The 16,120-nt window shown below is 46.6% G+C and carries 20 protein-coding genes and 1 riboswitch; of the genes, 7 read left to right on the top strand and 13 right to left on the bottom strand.

The features are described 5' to 3' along the window. Nucleotides 1-74: 74 nt before the first annotated feature. On the top strand, nt 75-332 hold the full coding sequence (locus ACH97_RS09680; RefSeq protein ID WP_003180714.1) for a hypothetical protein: 258 nt from the start codon (nt 75-77) through the stop codon (nt 330-332). Between the two features lie 39 nt (nt 333-371). Here ACH97_RS09680 and uptA read toward each other — a convergent pair whose 3' ends face one another. From uptA to ACH97_RS09630, 10 genes are all read right to left on the bottom strand, one after another. Further along, nucleotides 372-959, bottom strand: coding sequence for an undecaprenyl phosphate transporter UptA (uptA, locus tag ACH97_RS09675; protein ID WP_020450968.1), 588 nt, complete (start codon nt 957-959; stop codon nt 372-374). 95 nt (nt 960-1,054) lie between these two features. Next, the gene (gene galE, locus ACH97_RS09670) at nt 1,055-2,041 is read right to left on the bottom strand and encodes a UDP-glucose 4-epimerase GalE (protein WP_020450969.1); all 987 of its coding nucleotides are present in this window, start codon (nt 2,039-2,041) and stop codon (nt 1,055-1,057) included. Continuing rightward, complete coding sequence (galU, locus tag ACH97_RS09665) at nt 2,038-2,934, bottom strand: UTP--glucose-1-phosphate uridylyltransferase GalU (protein WP_161517787.1); 897 nt, start codon at nt 2,932-2,934, stop codon at nt 2,038-2,040. The genes galE and galU overlap by 4 nt, the downstream gene beginning before the upstream one ends. Before the next feature lie 16 nt (nt 2,935-2,950). Beyond that, complete coding sequence (locus tag ACH97_RS09660; RefSeq protein ID WP_020450971.1) at nt 2,951-3,346, bottom strand: GtrA family protein; 396 nt, start codon at nt 3,344-3,346, stop codon at nt 2,951-2,953. 165 nt (nt 3,347-3,511) lie between these two features. Beyond that, nucleotides 3,512-3,931 carry a GNAT family N-acetyltransferase gene (locus tag ACH97_RS09655; RefSeq protein WP_003180726.1) on the bottom strand — a complete coding sequence of 140 codons (420 nt, stop codon included), beginning with the start codon at nt 3,929-3,931 and terminating at the stop codon, nt 3,512-3,514. Nucleotides 3,932-3,940: 9 nt separating this feature from the next. After that, nucleotides 3,941-4,450, bottom strand: a complete 510-nt coding sequence (locus tag ACH97_RS09650; protein ID WP_003180728.1) for a YjcG family protein — start codon at nt 4,448-4,450, stop codon at nt 3,941-3,943. 64 nt (nt 4,451-4,514) lie between these two features. Then, on the bottom strand, nt 4,515-5,237 hold the full coding sequence (locus ACH97_RS09645) for an esterase family protein (RefSeq protein WP_003180731.1): 723 nt from the start codon (nt 5,235-5,237) through the stop codon (nt 4,515-4,517). 111 nt (nt 5,238-5,348) lie between these two features. Then, a complete protein-coding gene (locus tag ACH97_RS09640) occupies nt 5,349-5,804 on the bottom strand; it encodes a helix-hairpin-helix domain-containing protein (RefSeq protein ID WP_003180732.1) in 456 nt (151 codons plus the stop codon). Between the two features lie 11 nt (nt 5,805-5,815). Next, nucleotides 5,816-6,304 (bottom strand): DinB family protein, encoded by a 489-nt coding sequence (locus ACH97_RS09635; protein WP_020450972.1) that lies wholly within the window; start codon nt 6,302-6,304, stop codon nt 5,816-5,818. An 80-nt stretch (nt 6,305-6,384) separates the two neighbouring features. Beyond that, a complete protein-coding gene (locus tag ACH97_RS09630) occupies nt 6,385-7,332 on the bottom strand; it encodes a helix-turn-helix transcriptional regulator (RefSeq protein ID WP_020450973.1) in 948 nt (315 codons plus the stop codon). 127 nt (nt 7,333-7,459) lie between these two features. Beyond that, nucleotides 7,460-7,576: riboswitch (SAM riboswitch) on the top strand. Between the two features lie 65 nt (nt 7,577-7,641). Here ACH97_RS09630 and ACH97_RS09625 point away from each other — a divergent pair. Together ACH97_RS09625 and metC are read left to right on the top strand one after the other, a co-directional pair. Continuing rightward, nucleotides 7,642-8,766, top strand: a complete 1,125-nt coding sequence (locus ACH97_RS09625) for a methionine biosynthesis PLP-dependent protein (RefSeq protein WP_003180736.1) — start codon at nt 7,642-7,644, stop codon at nt 8,764-8,766. Beyond that, entirely contained in the window at nt 8,756-9,931 is a 1,176-nt protein-coding gene (gene metC / locus ACH97_RS09620; RefSeq protein ID WP_020450974.1) for a cystathionine beta-lyase, read from the top strand. Before ACH97_RS09625 ends, metC begins: the two co-directional genes overlap by 11 nt. Before the next feature lie 44 nt (nt 9,932-9,975). Here metC and ACH97_RS09615 read toward each other — a convergent pair whose 3' ends face one another. Then, nucleotides 9,976-11,166: a DUF819 family protein gene (locus ACH97_RS09615; RefSeq protein ID WP_020450975.1), complete on the bottom strand. Its 1,191-nt coding sequence runs from the start codon at nt 11,164-11,166 to the stop codon at nt 9,976-9,978. A gap of 171 nt (nt 11,167-11,337) precedes the next feature. Here ACH97_RS09615 and ACH97_RS09610 point away from each other — a divergent pair, with 171 nt between their 5' ends. The 4 genes from ACH97_RS09610 (at nt 11,338) to ACH97_RS09595 (ending at nt 14,229) form a co-directional block, all read left to right on the top strand. After that, nucleotides 11,338-11,907 (top strand): MarR family winged helix-turn-helix transcriptional regulator, encoded by a 570-nt coding sequence (locus ACH97_RS09610; protein WP_020450976.1) that lies wholly within the window; start codon nt 11,338-11,340, stop codon nt 11,905-11,907. After that, nucleotides 11,894-12,181: a hypothetical protein gene (locus ACH97_RS09605; RefSeq protein WP_224066935.1), complete on the top strand. Its 288-nt coding sequence runs from the start codon at nt 11,894-11,896 to the stop codon at nt 12,179-12,181. The genes ACH97_RS09610 and ACH97_RS09605 overlap by 14 nt, the downstream gene beginning before the upstream one ends. Before the next feature lie 177 nt (nt 12,182-12,358). Continuing rightward, entirely contained in the window at nt 12,359-13,732 is a 1,374-nt protein-coding gene (locus tag ACH97_RS09600; RefSeq protein ID WP_020450977.1) for a serine hydrolase, read from the top strand. A gap of 62 nt (nt 13,733-13,794) precedes the next feature. After that, the gene (locus tag ACH97_RS09595; RefSeq protein ID WP_026579886.1) at nt 13,795-14,229 is read left to right on the top strand and encodes an SMI1/KNR4 family protein; all 435 of its coding nucleotides are present in this window, start codon (nt 13,795-13,797) and stop codon (nt 14,227-14,229) included. An 87-nt stretch (nt 14,230-14,316) separates the two neighbouring features. On the opposite strand, the gene abnA is transcribed toward ACH97_RS09595, so the two are convergent. Together abnA and ACH97_RS24015 are read right to left on the bottom strand one after the other, a co-directional pair. Then, nucleotides 14,317-15,267, bottom strand: coding sequence for an arabinan endo-1,5-alpha-L-arabinosidase AbnA (abnA, locus tag ACH97_RS09590; RefSeq protein ID WP_020450979.1), 951 nt, complete (start codon nt 15,265-15,267; stop codon nt 14,317-14,319). A gap of 619 nt (nt 15,268-15,886) precedes the next feature. After that, nucleotides 15,887-15,964, bottom strand: a complete 78-nt coding sequence (locus tag ACH97_RS24015) for a putative holin-like toxin (protein ID WP_023856690.1) — start codon at nt 15,962-15,964, stop codon at nt 15,887-15,889. Nucleotides 15,965-16,120: the final 156 nt, after the last annotated feature.

The following is a 16,120-nucleotide window of genomic DNA, read 5'->3' as shown; positions in this document are numbered from 1 at the left end:
CGTCTATCATATCAAATGAAAACCGTTTAAAACAGTAGATTTTTGGGAATTAAAGCTGATGAGGAGGAGATCGAATGGGATATTTGCCGCCTGTCCATCATGATCAATATACACAGTACGCCAATCGCAGCATCAGCCAAAAATCGAACTATGCGCATATACAAAAAACCGCCAATATCCCAAGCGAGCGCGCCTACCGCGAAGTCGAAAAAAGAGAGGAAAACCAGACTGCGGCTTTTAGGCGGGTCTTGGAAAAGAAGCGAAAAAAAACGCTGAACCGCCGTGTTGCGGAAAAGGCGGAAAGCGGACGCTACGTTAACGAGTCCGTTTGAAAGATGAAACAAACCCCGGCTTTTATACCGGGGTTTTCGTTATTTTTTGCGCAGTTTTTTGAGTCCGAAATACAGAATAATCATAGCGGCCGCTCCGATCATAATCGGAGTCGTGTACGTTCTCGCCACATTTTCAACATGGTCCCACCGGCTGCCGAGCTGTATGCCGAGGTAGACGAATAATATCGACCACGGTATGATGGCCAGCACGGTCAGACCTGTGAATTTTAAAATCGGCATTTTCGCAATTCCTGCCGGAATGGAGATGGCGTGCCTGACCACGGGAATGAAGCGGGCGGAAAAGACAACGCCTCCGCCGTATTTCTCAAACCATTTTTCGGCCGTTTGAATGTGATGCTTTTGGATCAATAAGTACTTTCCGTATTTGTATAAAAACGGCCTTCCGCCGTAATAGCCGATCCAGTATAAAAACAATTGAGCAATCGTTCCCCCGATGACGCCGGCGATCACGGCCCCTGTCATCGTAATAGAGCCGCTTGACACCAAGTATCCGCCGTAGGCCAGTACGATTTCACTCGGGATGATTTCGATCATTAAACCGATTGCAATGCCGAAATAGCCAAGATCGGTCAGCCACATTAAAATATCATTCACTATGCTTCCCATTTTCGTTTTTTCTCCCTGCTTTTGATTTCATCAGCCGAACGTTGGAGCAGCCGCCGGGATGTTTCCCTGCCGCCCGCGCGGGAAACAAGCGAATCTCAAAAACCGTCCGGATGCGCCCTGTGCCATTGCCACGCGCTTTGAATGATGGTTTGTAAATCGCTGTATTGCGGCTTCCATCCGGTATCTTCCATCAGTGTCCGGCTGTCCGCCACAAGCACTGGCGGATCCCCCGCTCTGCGCTCGTCCGTTTTTGCTGCAATGCTTCGCTCTGTCATGTTTTCCGCGGTTTCAATGATTTCTTTTACGGAATGTCCGGCTCCTGTCCCTACATTATAAACATTTTGCTTCAGTCTGTCTTCATATAACCTGTCAAGAGCCGCCAGGTGGGCGGAAGCCAGATCGAGGACGTGAATATAATCCCTGATGCATGTTCCGTCCGGCGTCGGGTAATCATCTCCGAAAATGGACAGCTGCTTTCGCTGTCCCAAAGCCGTCTGCAGGACGAGGGGAATGAGATGGCTTTCAGGATCGTGATCCTCGCCGATCGCTCCGTTTAAAGCGGCGCCGGCCGCGTTGAAGTAGCGGAGGGCTGCCCATTTGACACCGTGCGTTTTCCCGACCCAGTGCAAGTATTTTTCGATCATCAGCTTCGATTCCCCGTAAGGATTGACAGGGGAGAGGGGGGCTATCTCTTTGATCGGGACGTTCTCCGGGATGCCATATACGGCGGCGGTCGACGAAAAGACGATGTTTTTGACGCCTTCCTTGATGACCGTTTCGAAGAATGCACAAGACTTGAGCGTGTTTTCCCTAAAGTAGAGCTCAGGCTTTTCGATCGATTCGGACACAAGGCTTTTGGCGGCGAAATGGATGACAGCATCGACATCATGATGTTTGATGATGGCTTTGACAAGTGCCGCATCACCGATGTCGCCTTCGTAAAAGCTGATCCCGCTGACGGCTTCCCTGTGTCCGGTAGATAAATTGTCAAGCACGACGACGGAGCGGTTTTGCTTTGTTAATTCGAGTACGGTGTGGCTGCCGATGTATCCGGCTCCTCCTGTAACGAGTACGGATGTCATTGCCATGCTCCTTTCTGCGCTTCTTTTTTTAGGACGCTTTCCAGGTAGGCGAGCAGTTTTGGCCGCATCTCGTCCCGCATAAGAGCGATTTCCGTACTCGCTTTAAAACTGCCCAGCTTGTCGCCGATATCAAAGCGGCTTCCTTCCAATTTGCGCGCATACATGCTTTGTTCCCGGCAGATTTCCCTTAGTGCGTCAGTCAGCTGAATTTCATTTCCCGCACCGCGCTTCGTTTGTTCGAGCACAGGGAAAATCGAAGGCCTCAGCACATAGCGGCCCATAACCGCGATATTTGAAGGGGCTTCTTTGACAGACGGCTTTTCCACAAGATCGTCAATTTGATATACTTTGTTCTTTTGCGCGGACGTCTGAATAATGCCGTATTTGCTCACGTCCGCCGGATCGACTGGCTGAACGCCGATTACTTCTGTCTGATATTCTTCAAATACTTCGAGCAGCTGCCGAAGCGCCGGCGTTTCTGACACCATGATGTCGTCGCCGAGAAGGACGGCAAACGGCTCATCACCGATGAAATGCTTGGCCGATAACACCGCATGTCCGAGACCGAGGGGCTCCTTTTGCCGGATATAATGAATATTCGCCATATCGGCGATGTCGCGTATCTCTTTTAACACATCATTTTTTCCTTTGGCGAACAGGTTTTGCTCCAGTTCAACAGAGCGGTCAAAATGGTCTTCAATCGAACGCTTATTTCTTCCTGTAATGATAAGGATGTCTTCTATTCCTGATTGAACAGCTTCTTCCACGATATATTGTATAGCCGGTTTATCGACAATCGGCAGCATTTCTTTCGGCTGCGCTTTTGTTGCCGGCAAAAACCTTGTACCCAAACCGGCTGCTGGGATGACTGCTTTTTTTACTTTCATGGTTATTCACTCCTGGTCTTTTTTATGAATCTGTTCCGGGTTTTTGAAACACCCAAAGCCTGTTTCCGATAAAGTTGATCGCCATTCCTGCGACTGTTGCGGACATTTTGCTGACAAAAAGGGAAAGGCCGGCTTTTTGAAAAATATACAGAAGGACAAATGTAGCGCCCGCTGCTGCAAGATTGATTATGATAAACCGGACGATTTCCGCGCCATGTGCTTTTTCCTTTACTTGAAACGTCCATGTCCGATTCCAGATATAGCTGTTTGCTACGCCTGCCGAATAGGAAAACAGCTGTGCGGCCAGATAGGGTACGCGGAGGGACGTAAGGATGAAAAACACGGCGAAATCAACGAGTGTGTTTCCGGCTCCGACTATCCCGAAACGGGCGAGTGTGGTGATGTTTTTTTTGTTCATAACGGCATTCGGCTGTTTACCTCCCGTCTATTTTGTGTAGGGCTTCGTAAAAGCTTAGAAACAACTTTAATAGACAATGTTGAATAAACGATAAACAAAAGATGAACAAACTATGAAATGTTTTCTGAGGAAAAGAAAAACCGTTCCGCTTAAAAAGCGGAACGGTTACTTTTTGACCATTTTGACATGGGGGATATTCGCATCTAAAAATTCTTCAGACACGACTTTATAGCCGTGTTTTTCGTAAAAGGGAACAGCCTGTGTCTGCGCGTTCAGCATGAATTGAACCGCGCCTTGCTTGGCGGCTTCCTCTTCAAGCGCCTGAATGATCAGGTTGCCGATGCCGAGGGAGCGGTGGCTTTTCAGTACACAGATTCGTTCAAGTTTGCCATAGCCGTCGACAAGCCGTAGCCGGCCAGCGCCGATCGGCTCTTTTCCGTCATAGATGACGAGATGTGAAGATTCCTGATCGAGATGATCCATTTCTTCTTCCGGTGATACGTGCTGCTCCTTGATAAAGACTTCCTTTCTAACAAAGAAGGCGTCTTCAAGCTGTTGTTGATTCTTCACAATGACGGCTTCCACTGGCTTTCTTCACGCTCCTAAAATAAAAGTTTCATAGACGGTCCAAGATCCGTTGTCCAATTGGTAAAGCAGGTGAAAGCGGTCGATGACTTCTTCGTGGGACGCGTCTCTCATTTTCAGCGTGCCGAGGACGTCGGAATGCTCATCATCTGACAGCTTTTGTGCGACTGTGACATGGGGAACAAACGCATATTCGGGTTTGTCTTCCAAAACGCCGCTGTACATTTTTTCATGAAGCTGCGTCAATTCTTCTGTCGGTTCGGCTTTCATGTAGATGACATTATTGACAGGGGCAAAGGAACTGAATTTTGTAATCTTCAGCGTGACCGGTTTCAGCTCTTTTGAAAGTTCCCTCAGGTGTCCTACGACGCTCGCGATCTCGTCTTCGGACACTTCAAAAGGTGTTCTTAATGTAAGGTGGGGCGGAATTAAAGCGTAATTCGGGTCATAGCGTTTTCGGTAGGAATTTGCAATGTCCTGAAGTTTTTTTGATGGAAATAGCACAATACCGTATTTCATTTTGTTCCCTCCTTAAACAATTGATATGGTTTAGTATATCAAAGATGGGCCGATATACAGAGAGCTACAGCATTTTTTTTAAAGCGGGGGTGATGAGCGGCTGCCAGTATGTCCACTTGTGATCCCCGTCGAAAGCTTTGAAATCGTAGTTTGTCTGCTTTTCTTCAAGCAATTCTTTTAATTGCTCATTTGGACCGGTGAAATCCAAAATTTGATCATCAGTCGTTTTGACGGCGGTTTCTTTCTCTCCGATTTGGTGGCAAATTGAAATAAGCTGCAGGGAATCGGACTGTTTCACTTTATCGAGAACATGGCGGTCGACATAAGGTGACTGCATAATGACGTTTCCGAACATATTCGGATAGTCAAGCGCCGTCATGAGGGAAACCGTTCCTCCGAGCGAGTCTCCGATCAGCGTCCTGCCTGATCCGACTTGGTATGTCGGGTACTCACTGTCGGCGAAAGGGACGAGTTCATTTGCCAAAAAACGTTTATACGCTTCGAATTTTGACCCTTCCGGATGGTATGTAAGCCTTCTTTCCTGTACGTTTTTGTACGGAATGCCGATGATGATGCTTCTTTCGATTTCGCCGTTCGCCAGCAGTTCTTCCACCTGTCTGCTGATGCGCCCGAGGCGGAAATAGTCATGTCCATCCTGTGCGATGATCACATGATATTTGTAAAGCGGCGAGAAGGATGACGGCAAATAGACGAGAAGCTCCATTTCCTCGCCGAGCTCTTCCGAAAAAAGCTTCTTCTCCTGAATGACTCCTGTTTTCATAGCCAAGATGAATTCCTCCAGAAATAATGTTTGTGAACGTTTCCATTCATTTTAACACGAAATTCTCTTGTGAAAGAAGCGAAAAGGGCTGCCGAACTGTTCGGCAGCCGTGATTTTTTATGTCCGTTTTTTTTCGTACCAGGGCGTTGACGGTCTATCCGGAGGGTATCCGCAGCGTTCGCGGTACATTTTTCTTTCCTCTGTGAAATCCCACCAGCTTTTAGCGCTTTCGGGATCGTTGGCGTAATGGACGATGCATCGCAGCGCATCTTCTGCACAAGGATCTTCCCAGTAGCCTTTCAGTTTTTCGAGGCGGATGATCAAATCCGCACCTGATTCATGCTTGATGTCGCCAAGGGAATAGTAGCCCAGGTCAACGGCGCACTGCGCCATTTTCGGCCCGATGGAAGGAGCGGTTTGAAACTGGGCGAGCGCCTTGATGTATGCGGCGCGCTCCAAAGACGAACCGAGCGTATGTGCAAGGACGGACAGATCCATATATGCCGTGTTTTTTATTTTTACCTTGGCTGTCCTTAAGTTTGACCGTTCTTTTTTTGTCAGAGGCAGCTTCATATGAACACCTTTTAAAGATACAGATCGAACATGTTGACGTCATAGCCGAGCTGTTTTAAATAATTAAACAGCTGGGCCCTGTGATGGAAGACGTGGGTGAGCGTTTCCGTCAGCCAGCGGCTTTGGGTCATCCCTTCATCAAGGTAAAACGGCTTTGTTTTTTTCGTCAAAAATTCCTCGTCGGAGAGGGAAGTCATATACGTTTGAAAAGCGGCGAATCCTTTCTGCATCGCTTCAGCCATTTGGTCAGCCGACTGCAATGCACTATACTTCTTTTCAATTCGGGAGATGGCGGCCTCTTCCTTTTCCTGCATGATAGCCATGTCGGCTTCTGGGATGGCCGTCAGATGGCTTGCCAGTTCTTTCAGGCTTCGCATGCGGTCGGCGGGCCGGTAAGACCAGTCAGATTCCTTCACTTTTTTCAGAAGATGACACGTGGAGCGGATGCCCGTCTCCATCTCGTGGAACAAATCGCTCCGCAGGGCTTGAACTTGATTCATTTGCTTCATCCTTTCCATTTGGCATTATTCTAAAAGTATCACCTAATCCTGACAGGCTTTGTCACGATTCTAAAAAAAAGTCAGTCGTACCTTGCTAAAATGTCAGAAGCCTTTCGTTTCAGCTGAAGCTTGATTTCCGCGGGTTCTTTGACAGTTGCCTCAGTGCCGAGGTTCCACAAAAGTTCCCCGAAATACTCAAGTTCTGGTCTGGGGAGGTTTGCATCGATCGCCCCCGTCCCGTCATCCCGCATGGTGAGGATCTTGAATAAGTCCACATCAGCCGCAGCCCGCCTGGCTCCTCTGCGTGTCAGTTCCGCTTGCAGCCGCACCGGTTCAGAGCACTCGCTCTCCGAATGTTTGATCCAGCTGAGAACCGATCGATAGGGAAGCTGGCGGGCCAGCGGGCTGGCCGCTTTTTCCGCCCGAAGGATGCGGTCGGCGCGGAACAGTCTGAACGCCTGCCTTTTAAAGCAATAGGCCGGACAGTACCAGAAGCCGTTCCAGCTGAACAAGCCGATGGGCTGGATGGATCTCTCCGCGCAATCGTCTGTTCCGTCATAAACGACCGTCAAAACGGATTGATTGATGGCTGCATCAAGAAGCGTTTCTAAATGTTCGGCGGCTTTTGGACGATGCGGATTCCAGAACACGATTCTGTCTTTCATCGCATCAATCCGCTCCTGTGTTTCCACGGGAAGGTGGCGGTAGAACTTTTTTAAAACCATCCGCGTTTCCGCATCAAAGGGAAGCGATCCGAAAAACTGCAGAGATTGATACGCGAAAAACATAGCCGCCGCCTCTGATTGTGTAAAAAAGAGCGGCGGAAGCACAGGTTCATTCAGCAAATAATAGCCTCCGTTCGCGCCTGTTTCAGAATAGATCGGGACGCCGAGCGCGCTCAGCTCGTCCAGATCGCGGAGAATCGTGCGGTAGGAAACCCCGAATTCTGCTGCGAGCTCCCCGGCCGTAAATTTTCGTTTTGTATGAACGGTCATCATCAATTCGATTAATCGCTCTGTTTTTGGCATCTGATTCCTCCGGTTCCGTCGTTTGGTTTCATCATACCATGTTCAATATGAGGAAAGATTTAAAAATGACCCTTGAAAAATGTCTTGACTTAGGTTAAAGTAAAGAACAATCAGAAAATTGAAGAGATTCTTATCACGAGAGGTGGAGGGACTGGCCCTTTGAAACCTCAGCAACCGGTCTGCACTGACGATGTCAGTGTACCAAGGTGCTAAATCCAGCAAGCAGATGCTTGGAAGATAAGAAGAAGCGCATAATCCCCCTTCTTCTTATGAAGAAGGGGTTTTTTATTTTTAAAAGGATGGTGTCATATGACTGAACATGTACAAACAACGCTGGCGCAAATCGGCAACCGCAGTGATGAAATAACGGGAACTGTCAATCCTCCCGTTTATTTCTCTTCTGCGTACAGGCACAAAGGGATCGGGGAATCCACAGGGTTTGATTACATTCGCACAAAAAATCCGACAAGACAGCTTGTTGAAGATGCAATCGCGAAACTCGAAGGGGGAACGCGCGGCTTTGCGTTCAGTTCCGGTATGGCTGCCATTCAGACGATCATGGCTCTGTTTCAAAGCGGGGATGAGCTCATCGTTTCGTCCGATTTATATGGGGGAACGTACCGCCTTTTTGAAAACGAATGGAAGAAATACGGACTTCGCTTTTTCTACGACGATTTTTCAGACGAAGACTGTATCAAGTCGAAAATCACGAACAATACAAAGGCACTGTTTGTAGAAACGCCGACAAATCCGCTCATGCAGGAAGCTGATATTCAAAAAATCGCGCAAATCGCCAAAGAGCACGACTTGCTGCTCATTGTTGACAATACGTTCTATACACCGGTTCTGCAAAAGCCGATTGAGCTCGGCGCTGATCTTGTCATTCACAGCGCGACGAAGTATTTGGGCGGTCATAACGATCTTTTGGCGGGGCTTGTCGTTGCAAAAGGCGAAGAGCTGTCTGAGGAAATGTTCCAGCACCAAAACGCCATCGGCGCGGTTTTATCGCCGTTCGATTCATGGCTCTTAATGAGAGGGATGAAGACGCTCGCTCTCAGGATGAGACAGCATCAGGAAAACGCGCGGGAACTTGCGGCCTTTTTGGAAGAGCAGGAGGAAATTGCCGATGTTCTTTATCCGGGAAAAGGCGGCATGCTGTCATTCCGCGTTCAAAAAGAAGAATGGGTTAATCCGTTGCTGAAAAATCTCAAGACGATCTGTTTCGCCGAAAGCCTCGGCGGAGTCGAAAGCTTCATCACCTATCCGGCGACACAGACCCATATGGATATCCCGGAAGACATCCGAATTGCAAACGGCGTCTGCAACAGACTTCTGCGCTTTTCAGTCGGAATCGAACACGTCTCCGATTTAAAGCAGGATCTAAAAGCTGCGCTGGAAAAAGTAAAAGGGGAGGCGGTTCCGCATGAGTCATGAAAACTGGACGCTTGAAACACGGCTTGTTCATAACCAAAATAAAACGGACGGAGCAACCGGAGCCGTCAGCGTGCCGATCCAGCACGCCTCAACCTTTCATCAAGGCTCTTTTGACAAATTCGGCGAATATGACTACAGCCGGTCAGGAACACCGACAAGAACGGCGCTTGAAGACACGATAGCCGAGCTTGAGGGAGGGACGAGGGGATTTGCTTTTTCATCCGGAATGGCCGCGATTTCCACCGCCTTTCTGCTTTTGTCAAAGGGCGATCACGTGCTTGTCACAAAAGATGTGTACGGCGGCACTTACCGGATGATTACGGAAGTGCTGAGCCGCTTCGGGATTGAACATACTTTCGTCGATATGACGGATTTAAATGAAATTGCTTTAAACATAAGGGAAAATACAAAAGTCATCTACCTTGAAACACCGTCAAATCCGACGCTCGGCATTACGGATATCAGAGGCGTCGTCAAGCTTGCCAAGGCGCACGGCTGTCTGACGTTTCTTGACAACACGTTTATGACCCCGGCGCTGCAGCGGCCGCTCGAGCTCGGCGTCGATGTTGTGCTACACAGCGCGACGAAGTTTTTAAGCGGACACAGCGACGTATTATCAGGACTTGCCGTTGTGAAAGACAAAAAGCTCGGGGAAGAACTTTATAAGCTGCAAAATTCGTTCGGCGCTGTTCTCGGCGTCCAAGACTGCTGGCTTGTGCTGAGAGGGCTGAAAACACTGCAGGTTCGGCTTGAAAAAGCATCTCGAACAGCTCAGCAGCTCGCTGAATTTTTTGAAAAGCATCCGGCCGTCAAACAAGTGTATTATCCGGGGCTGTCTTCGCATCCGGGTGCGTCAGTTCACAGGCACCAGTCATATGGCGCCGGCGCCGTCCTTTCGTTCGAGCTGGAGAATGCAGAAGCCGTGAAAAAGATTGTGGAACGCGTCTCTCTTCCGGTCTTTGCCGTCAGTCTCGGCGCTGTGGAGTCGATCCTTTCCTATCCGGCAAAAATGTCACACGCCGCTATGCCGAAAGAAGAGCGGGAAAAACGGGGGATTACCGACGGCCTTCTGCGGCTGAGCGTCGGTGTGGAACATGCCGATGATTTGCAGGCCGATTTTGCCCGTGCATTGGAAGCCGTATCCGGAGCGTTCGCCCGATCATAAAAGAAGCCGCAGACTCTTCAGGGAATCTGCGGCTTTTTTTGCGTTTAAACCAGGGTAGAAAACCATGTGCCCAAGAGGGTGCCGACATAATTGCCGATCAGATATCCGAACGTCCCGACCAGCATAACCGGAGCGACGAGGCTCTGCCAGCCTTTGGCGATCGCCATCGCCGCCGCTGTTGTCGGACCGCCGACAGATGCGTTGCAGGCCAAGAGAATTTCCTCGAGCCGAAAACGCAACAGCTTTCCTGCGGCAAGCGTTACGAGCAGGTTGGACATGGCAACCACAAACACAAATGCCAAAAGGAGCGGTGCGTTCATGAGAATGATCCGCAAGTCTGCCGGAATGCCGATCACCACAAAGAATAAGTAAATCAAATAAGTCCCGATTTCCTGTGTGCCGCGCAGCCGTTCAAAATAGCGGGGAAAGGCGATTGTCAGCAAAATTGTCAGCGTCGTCAGCAGCAGGAACTGGTCACCCAAGATAAAGGCAAGAAACTGAAACCCGCCGTCAGAAGAAAAACGCTCTTTGAAAAAGGCCGCTGTTTTTACAGACACAGCAACGATCGCGAAGGCGGTTCCGATGTTTAAAGCAATGTCCTGCAAGGACATCTCTTTTCTTTTCCAATAGGCTTCCGCCTGATTTTTGCTGCCGGCCGTCTCTTCATGAACGCCAAAGCGCTTTTGAAACCATTTAAGCGCCGGTATCCCCATTAAAATGAAAAAAAGAAGAGCCATCATAAAATTATCCGCAACCACCGTCGATGATACATATTCACCGGGAGTTGAGAACTTCGCGGCCATCGCCGCAAAATTCACGCCTCCGCCGATATAAGAGGCACTGATCATCCCGCCGATTTTCTCAAGGTGCGGAATCTGCTGCTTAAACAGAAAAAAAGCAATCACGCTTCCGGCAGCAGTGCCCAGGGCGCTGATGCAAAAGATCATCAAAAGCCTGCCGCTTTCTTTCAGGATCTTCCGCACATTGATTTGAAAAAGCAGCAAAGGTATCGCAAGCGGAACAACATAGGACCACACCGCATCATAGACGGGCGACTCGGCCGGAAGAATCCCCGCATTCGTAAACAGCATTGATCCGCCCAGCGCCAGTACAGCCCCCGATACTGCCGCAGCCCAGCGATACCGCTGCTCCAAATAAATACTCACCGCCGCCCACACCGCAATAAACCCCCAAAGCATCCATGCATCATCCGCTGAAATGAGTGAAGAATTCATTATATTCCCCCTATTCTCATCCTATATTTTTAATTATCAGATAATTAAATAGTGTAAAACGGAATGTCCAATTGATCAATCACGAAAAAATAGTCACCATGTTGACAAAATTAACGAGTAAGAGTATTGTATATTCGTCAGCATGTTGACTATATTCAAAGGAGAGAACAAATGGATACCAACAGCTTAATCAACGAATTACATTTGATGCAGCAAAGCTATGCGACATTGTTTTCAGTTGTCAATAAGGTGCAAACCCGAGGTGATGAATACATGGAAATATTAACTTCGAGGCAACACATGGCACTCATCGCCATCGCGCATTTGCCGACTGAAACTGCCACGCTTACGAATATCTCCAAAAAGCTTGGCACAACCAAACAGACCGCCAACAAGCTGATGACAGGTCTGATCAAAAAAGGTTATGTTAAATCAGTGCCAAATCAAAAAGACAAACGCTCTATTAATATTGAAATGACCGCTGAAGGAAAGAAAGCGCTGGTGGATTGTTCCGAAAGGTCCGTCTATTTCTTGGCTGACTTGTTTCAGCAGTTTGCTGCCGAAGAGGTTGCGACATTTTGGTGGCTGCTGCAAAAGCTTTACCGTTTTGACGGTGAAGAACAAGACGGCTTTGAGGAGAATGCAAACATTCAGCTTGGCGTAGGAAATTCATTAGATACAGAAAAGATTCTCGGAGAATTTGAGAAACGCCGCTACGGAGGAGAAAATGATGAAAAATAATCTTTATGTAAAAGCAACAACTTTTAAAATCAAAGGAAAGGAGAAGCTCTATCATGCAAAAGATAAATTCCTGCAGACAAAGGAAACCATTCGCCGCGGCACAAAATTAGACAGGACAGGACCCTTTTTCTCAAGCTGCATTGCTCTGATCATCATTGGATATTCCTGGGGGACAAAGGCGGAATGGCTCGTCTGGTTAGGGGCGGCAAGTCTTTTGAGCAACGTTTTATTGCTGTTTGCAACATTTTTTCGCCGAAATCAAAAATCGATTTGACATTCGTTTGTGCTGGGGCTAATGAGTCGCACCGTAGATCAATGAGTGACTTGTGAAAAGGATGTTGAAACTTATTAGAATTGTAGACTAGCGATTTCAAAGACAAGAAGCAGTCTTGTCTTTTTTTAGTTGAAACCTCTTATTTCCATATGCGTATAAAGAAAGGGAGGTGGAAAAGTGAAACAGAAAAAAAGAGAACAACTTGTTAACCTGTTTAGTGTGTTAAATGAAAAAAAGCAGATCAACGCGGCGGTATTAGTCGCTGAAGACGGAGACATTCTTTTTCAAGGCGCCTTCGGTTATGCAAACTTGGCAGATAAGCGTTTATTGCAGGAGGATTCCTTATTTGAATTAGCATCGCTATCCAAGCCGTTCACTGCTTTGGGCATCCGTCAATTAGCACAGCAAGGGGTATTGAATATTGAGGATCCCGTAGAACGGTGGATAACCGGATTTCCTTATCAAGGCATAACGATTCACGATTTGTTGACACATACGGCGGGTCTGCCCGATTATATGGAGTGGTTTTTACAACATTGGGATCATAACAAGATTGCTGTTAATCAAGATATCGTTGATATGCTGATGAATCATCAGCCGCAACGCTATTTTGCCCCGGGTGAAGGTTGGCTGTACAGCAATACGGGATATGTGCTGCTTGCGGTTATCATTGAAAAGGCATCCGGTCTGAGTTTTGCCGAATATATGAAAAAAAATATCTTTGAACCGGTGGAAATGCGGAACTCAAGGGTGTATAACAGAAGGCTTCAACCTGAAACCATTGAGAACTATGCGTATGGATATGTGTATGACGTGCATACAGAACAGTACGTTCTGCCTGATGATGTTGAAGAAACAAAATATGTCTCCTATCTTGACGGGATTCAGGGGGACGGAACCGTAAACTCAACCATTCATGACTTATATTTGTTTGACCAGGCCTTATATACAGATTGTTTGATCAATCAAGTCTCAAAAGAGCTTGCTTTTACTCCCGCGTCTCTGAAAAACGGAGAGTCTGTAGATTACGGGTGTGGATGGGTGCTTCGGGACAGTCCTGAAACAGGGCGAATTGTCGGTCACAGCGGCGGCTGGCCAGGCTATTCAACCGTAATGATCCGATATATCGATCAACGAAAAACCTTCATTTATTTGAGCAATGTGGAACAGGATGATGAATATGAACAGGCCATCTTTGAAGCCGTTGAAAATATCCTGTTTGACAAGGCCTACAAAATCCCTGATCGCCCTGCCGATAAAAAGAAAAAAGAGATCGATCCGGCCATTTACAAAAGATATGTCGGAAGTTATTCACTTCAGGATGGCACCGCCGCTGATGTGACAGTTGATAAGAACCGGCTTTATATGCAAATCACCGGACAGATCCGTTTTGAATTATTTCCAGCTTCGGAAACGCGCTTTTTCCTCAGGTCATTGTCTGTTGAAGTGGAATTTATTTTGGAGGATGGTGTCGCAACCCGCTTGATTATTTATCAAAATGGCGCAGAGGAAGAAGCGGTGCGGATAGTGGAATCAAGCAGCAAGGTATGAACGTTGTTTGTCAGGAAGAAAATTAATCGTTTCTGATGCCATCTATAAGGAGGTTCATGAGGCTGAACAAATTTAATTTTATAAAAAATAGTCATCATGAGTTTTATGAGCTAAAAGAAAACGATCTAATAAAAGCGGAAGATAGACTTGGTTTTCGATTTCCTAAAGAACTCAGAGAATTTTATTTAGAAATTGGGTACGGGTTTATAAGAGGGAATAAAAGTGCAATAAACAGATTTTTAGATCCCGCTACTATCACAGATATCACTTTAAGGGAAGATATTTACGAATTTGACCCTGATTTAGATGATATATATGAAGATGAAGACAGGCTTGTTTTTTATGAGGTAAATGAAGGTGTATATTTAACGCTTGATTTAAATGATACCGATAAGTCATCGGTATTCTTTTTTGATAAAAAAATAGCTGACTCTATAGAGGGATTTATCAAAAAAGTTGATCAAAATGATCGATACTTTGAAGATATGGAAGATTAAACATTTTTTTGGATGGAGCTCTTGCAAAGCTGGACTGCTAAAACAACAGAAAAAACCGAGCAGATATTTTTCTGCTCGGTTTAAAAGCTAATACCTCGGCCAGCCTTTGGAATCCCAGTATAAATCATTAATCAGCAGCTTAGGCGCTCCATTGTCAAGCGCATCATAACCATGTCTGACGATGATGTTGCCGTTCACGATATCTGCGCCGCCCGGGCCCTTCCATTGGTCGTTTCCGGAGTCGAGGATTGTGCCTCCGCCTTCCGTCATTTTCTTGCCGCTTTTGTCATAGTAAGGTCCCGTGATTTTTGTTGAGCGGCCGTAAGCGATTTTATACGTGCTGTTCACACCTTGACAGCATTTATCGAACGAAACGAATAAATAATAGTAGCCGTTTTTATATGTGATAGACGGCGCTTCAACCGCTCCGCCATGGCTCGGCCTTGATGCGATCGAATAAACCTTCCCTGTAGGTTTCATCGTTTTTTTATCAAGCTTTGTCAGCTTGATGCCGCTCCAAAACGAGCCGAAGGACAGCCACGGATTTCCTTCTTTATCAATGACTAACTCAGGGTCGATCGCATTATAATTGTTCGAGGTCGTCGTCCGGGTGACAAGCCCGTCGTCGCGCCAATTTCCGGAAGAGATCCGGTCTGTTGAAGCCAGTCCGATCGCCGAAGTATTGGAGCCGAACGCGGATACCGCATAATAAAGCCAATAGCGACCATTGTAATAGCTGATATCAGGCGCCCATTGGTTTTTTTCATGGTTTGGCACGAACTTTTTCCACCATGATAATGGAGTTGTAAAAATACTTGGCGCTGGGCTCCACGTTTTTCCGTCTGTCGATTTGATGACGCGGATTCCATTGCCGATACCAGTACCGAATGTATACCATGTATTTCCTTCTTTAATCATGGAAGGATCATGAATAACGTTGTCTCCTTTTGTATCCCAAAAAGCCGCTGATGTTGGCTCAGCTCCCGAAAAAATAAGCAGAAAAAATAAAATGAAACCAGAAATAATCGTCTTAGCCACAGTTGTTCTCCTTTCAAATCTCCATATCCTTTAACAATCGGTCCTCCCTTTGAGAAATATTTCCCAACAACACGCACTTTATTTTAGCAGGGGTTCGGTCTCTCTCAATCAGACAAAGGACTTGTTTTGTAGTCCTGAAATAAAGTGGAAAACCCAGAAAATATCCATATTTAAAAAACAATCAAACAAAAGTCATTTTTTCGTCTGAATGTTAAAGAGTTGGAGGTGATTAATTCGACTTACTTTGGATTATTTTGGATATTGTGAATTATGAAAAAATAATGTGGTTGTTCAAAAGCATTGGAAGAAGAAGCACGGTTTACCCTCGAATATTTTCATTTATCCCGAGAGGTGAATGACACTATTAGTTGATTTAGTGGGTTGAAATTGGTAATATGAATTTGAAGATAGACTGTCAAAATCATAAAAAGACCACAGGTGCGTCATCAACGTATCGCTCAAACGTTCAGGTGTATTTTTTTAAAAGAAATGCATAAAATAAAAAAGACCCGACTGCGCCAACAGTCGAGTCGATTGTACAAAGCGGCCCAACAAGGGCTTGGCTCAGTCATTTTAAATATAGACTTCCCTTTGAACATTACCAGGGCTCAAGGGAAGTCTATTTTTCTTTCTTCGACAACACGGCAATTAACATGCCGAAAGCAATCATTAACGAGATTGTTTCGTATGCTGTCATAAGCCTCACCCCCTTTCATAGGGGATGAGCCAACTTCCCTTGAGTGAGCCCGAACTTTGTACAAACAATATTTTACCATAACTCTTTCGATCAGCGACTGTTTTTTGTTGAATGAAGACATATAGAGTATGAGAGGTAAGAATGGAAAAAATCAAA

This window comes from Bacillus paralicheniformis (genome assembly GCF_001042485.2).
GTDB lineage: Bacteria > Bacillota > Bacilli > Bacillales > Bacillaceae > Bacillus > Bacillus paralicheniformis.
Note: the sequence above shows the minus strand (reverse complement) of the source record. Positions and strands in the feature narration are given on the sequence as shown.

Bases quoted from the DNA above. Each gene is read 5' to 3' on its own strand.
- ACH97_RS09615 (WP_020450975.1), bottom strand. From the start codon at position 11,166: ATGAATTCTTCACTCATTTCAGCGGATGATGCATGGATGCTTTGGGGG.
- ACH97_RS09625 (WP_003180736.1), top strand. From the start codon at position 7,642: ATGACTGAACATGTACAAACAACGCTGGCGCAAATCGGCAACCGCAGT.
- ACH97_RS09610 (WP_020450976.1), top strand. From the start codon at position 11,338: ATGGATACCAACAGCTTAATCAACGAATTACATTTGATGCAGCAAAGC.
- ACH97_RS09680 (WP_003180714.1), top strand. From the start codon at position 75: ATGGGATATTTGCCGCCTGTCCATCATGATCAATATACACAGTACGCC.
- ACH97_RS09605 (WP_224066935.1), top strand. From the start codon at position 11,894: ATGATGAAAAATAATCTTTATGTAAAAGCAACAACTTTTAAAATCAAA.
- uptA (WP_020450968.1), bottom strand. From the start codon at position 959: ATGGGAAGCATAGTGAATGATATTTTAATGTGGCTGACCGATCTTGGC.
- ACH97_RS09630 (WP_020450973.1), bottom strand. From the start codon at position 7,332: ATGCCAAAAACAGAGCGATTAATCGAATTGATGATGACCGTTCATACA.
- ACH97_RS09640 (WP_003180732.1), bottom strand. From the start codon at position 5,804: ATGAAGCTGCCTCTGACAAAAAAAGAACGGTCAAACTTAAGGACAGCC.
- ACH97_RS09660 (WP_020450971.1), bottom strand. From the start codon at position 3,346: ATGAACAAAAAAAACATCACCACACTCGCCCGTTTCGGGATAGTCGGA.
- metC (WP_020450974.1), top strand. From the start codon at position 8,756: ATGAGTCATGAAAACTGGACGCTTGAAACACGGCTTGTTCATAACCAA.
- galE (WP_020450969.1), bottom strand. From the start codon at position 2,041: ATGACATCCGTACTCGTTACAGGAGGAGCCGGATACATCGGCAGCCAC.
- ACH97_RS09650 (WP_003180728.1), bottom strand. From the start codon at position 4,450: ATGAAATACGGTATTGTGCTATTTCCATCAAAAAAACTTCAGGACATT.
- ACH97_RS09635 (WP_020450972.1), bottom strand. From the start codon at position 6,304: ATGAATCAAGTTCAAGCCCTGCGGAGCGATTTGTTCCACGAGATGGAG.
- ACH97_RS24015 (WP_023856690.1), bottom strand. From the start codon at position 15,964: ATGACAGCATACGAAACAATCTCGTTAATGATTGCTTTCGGCATGTTA.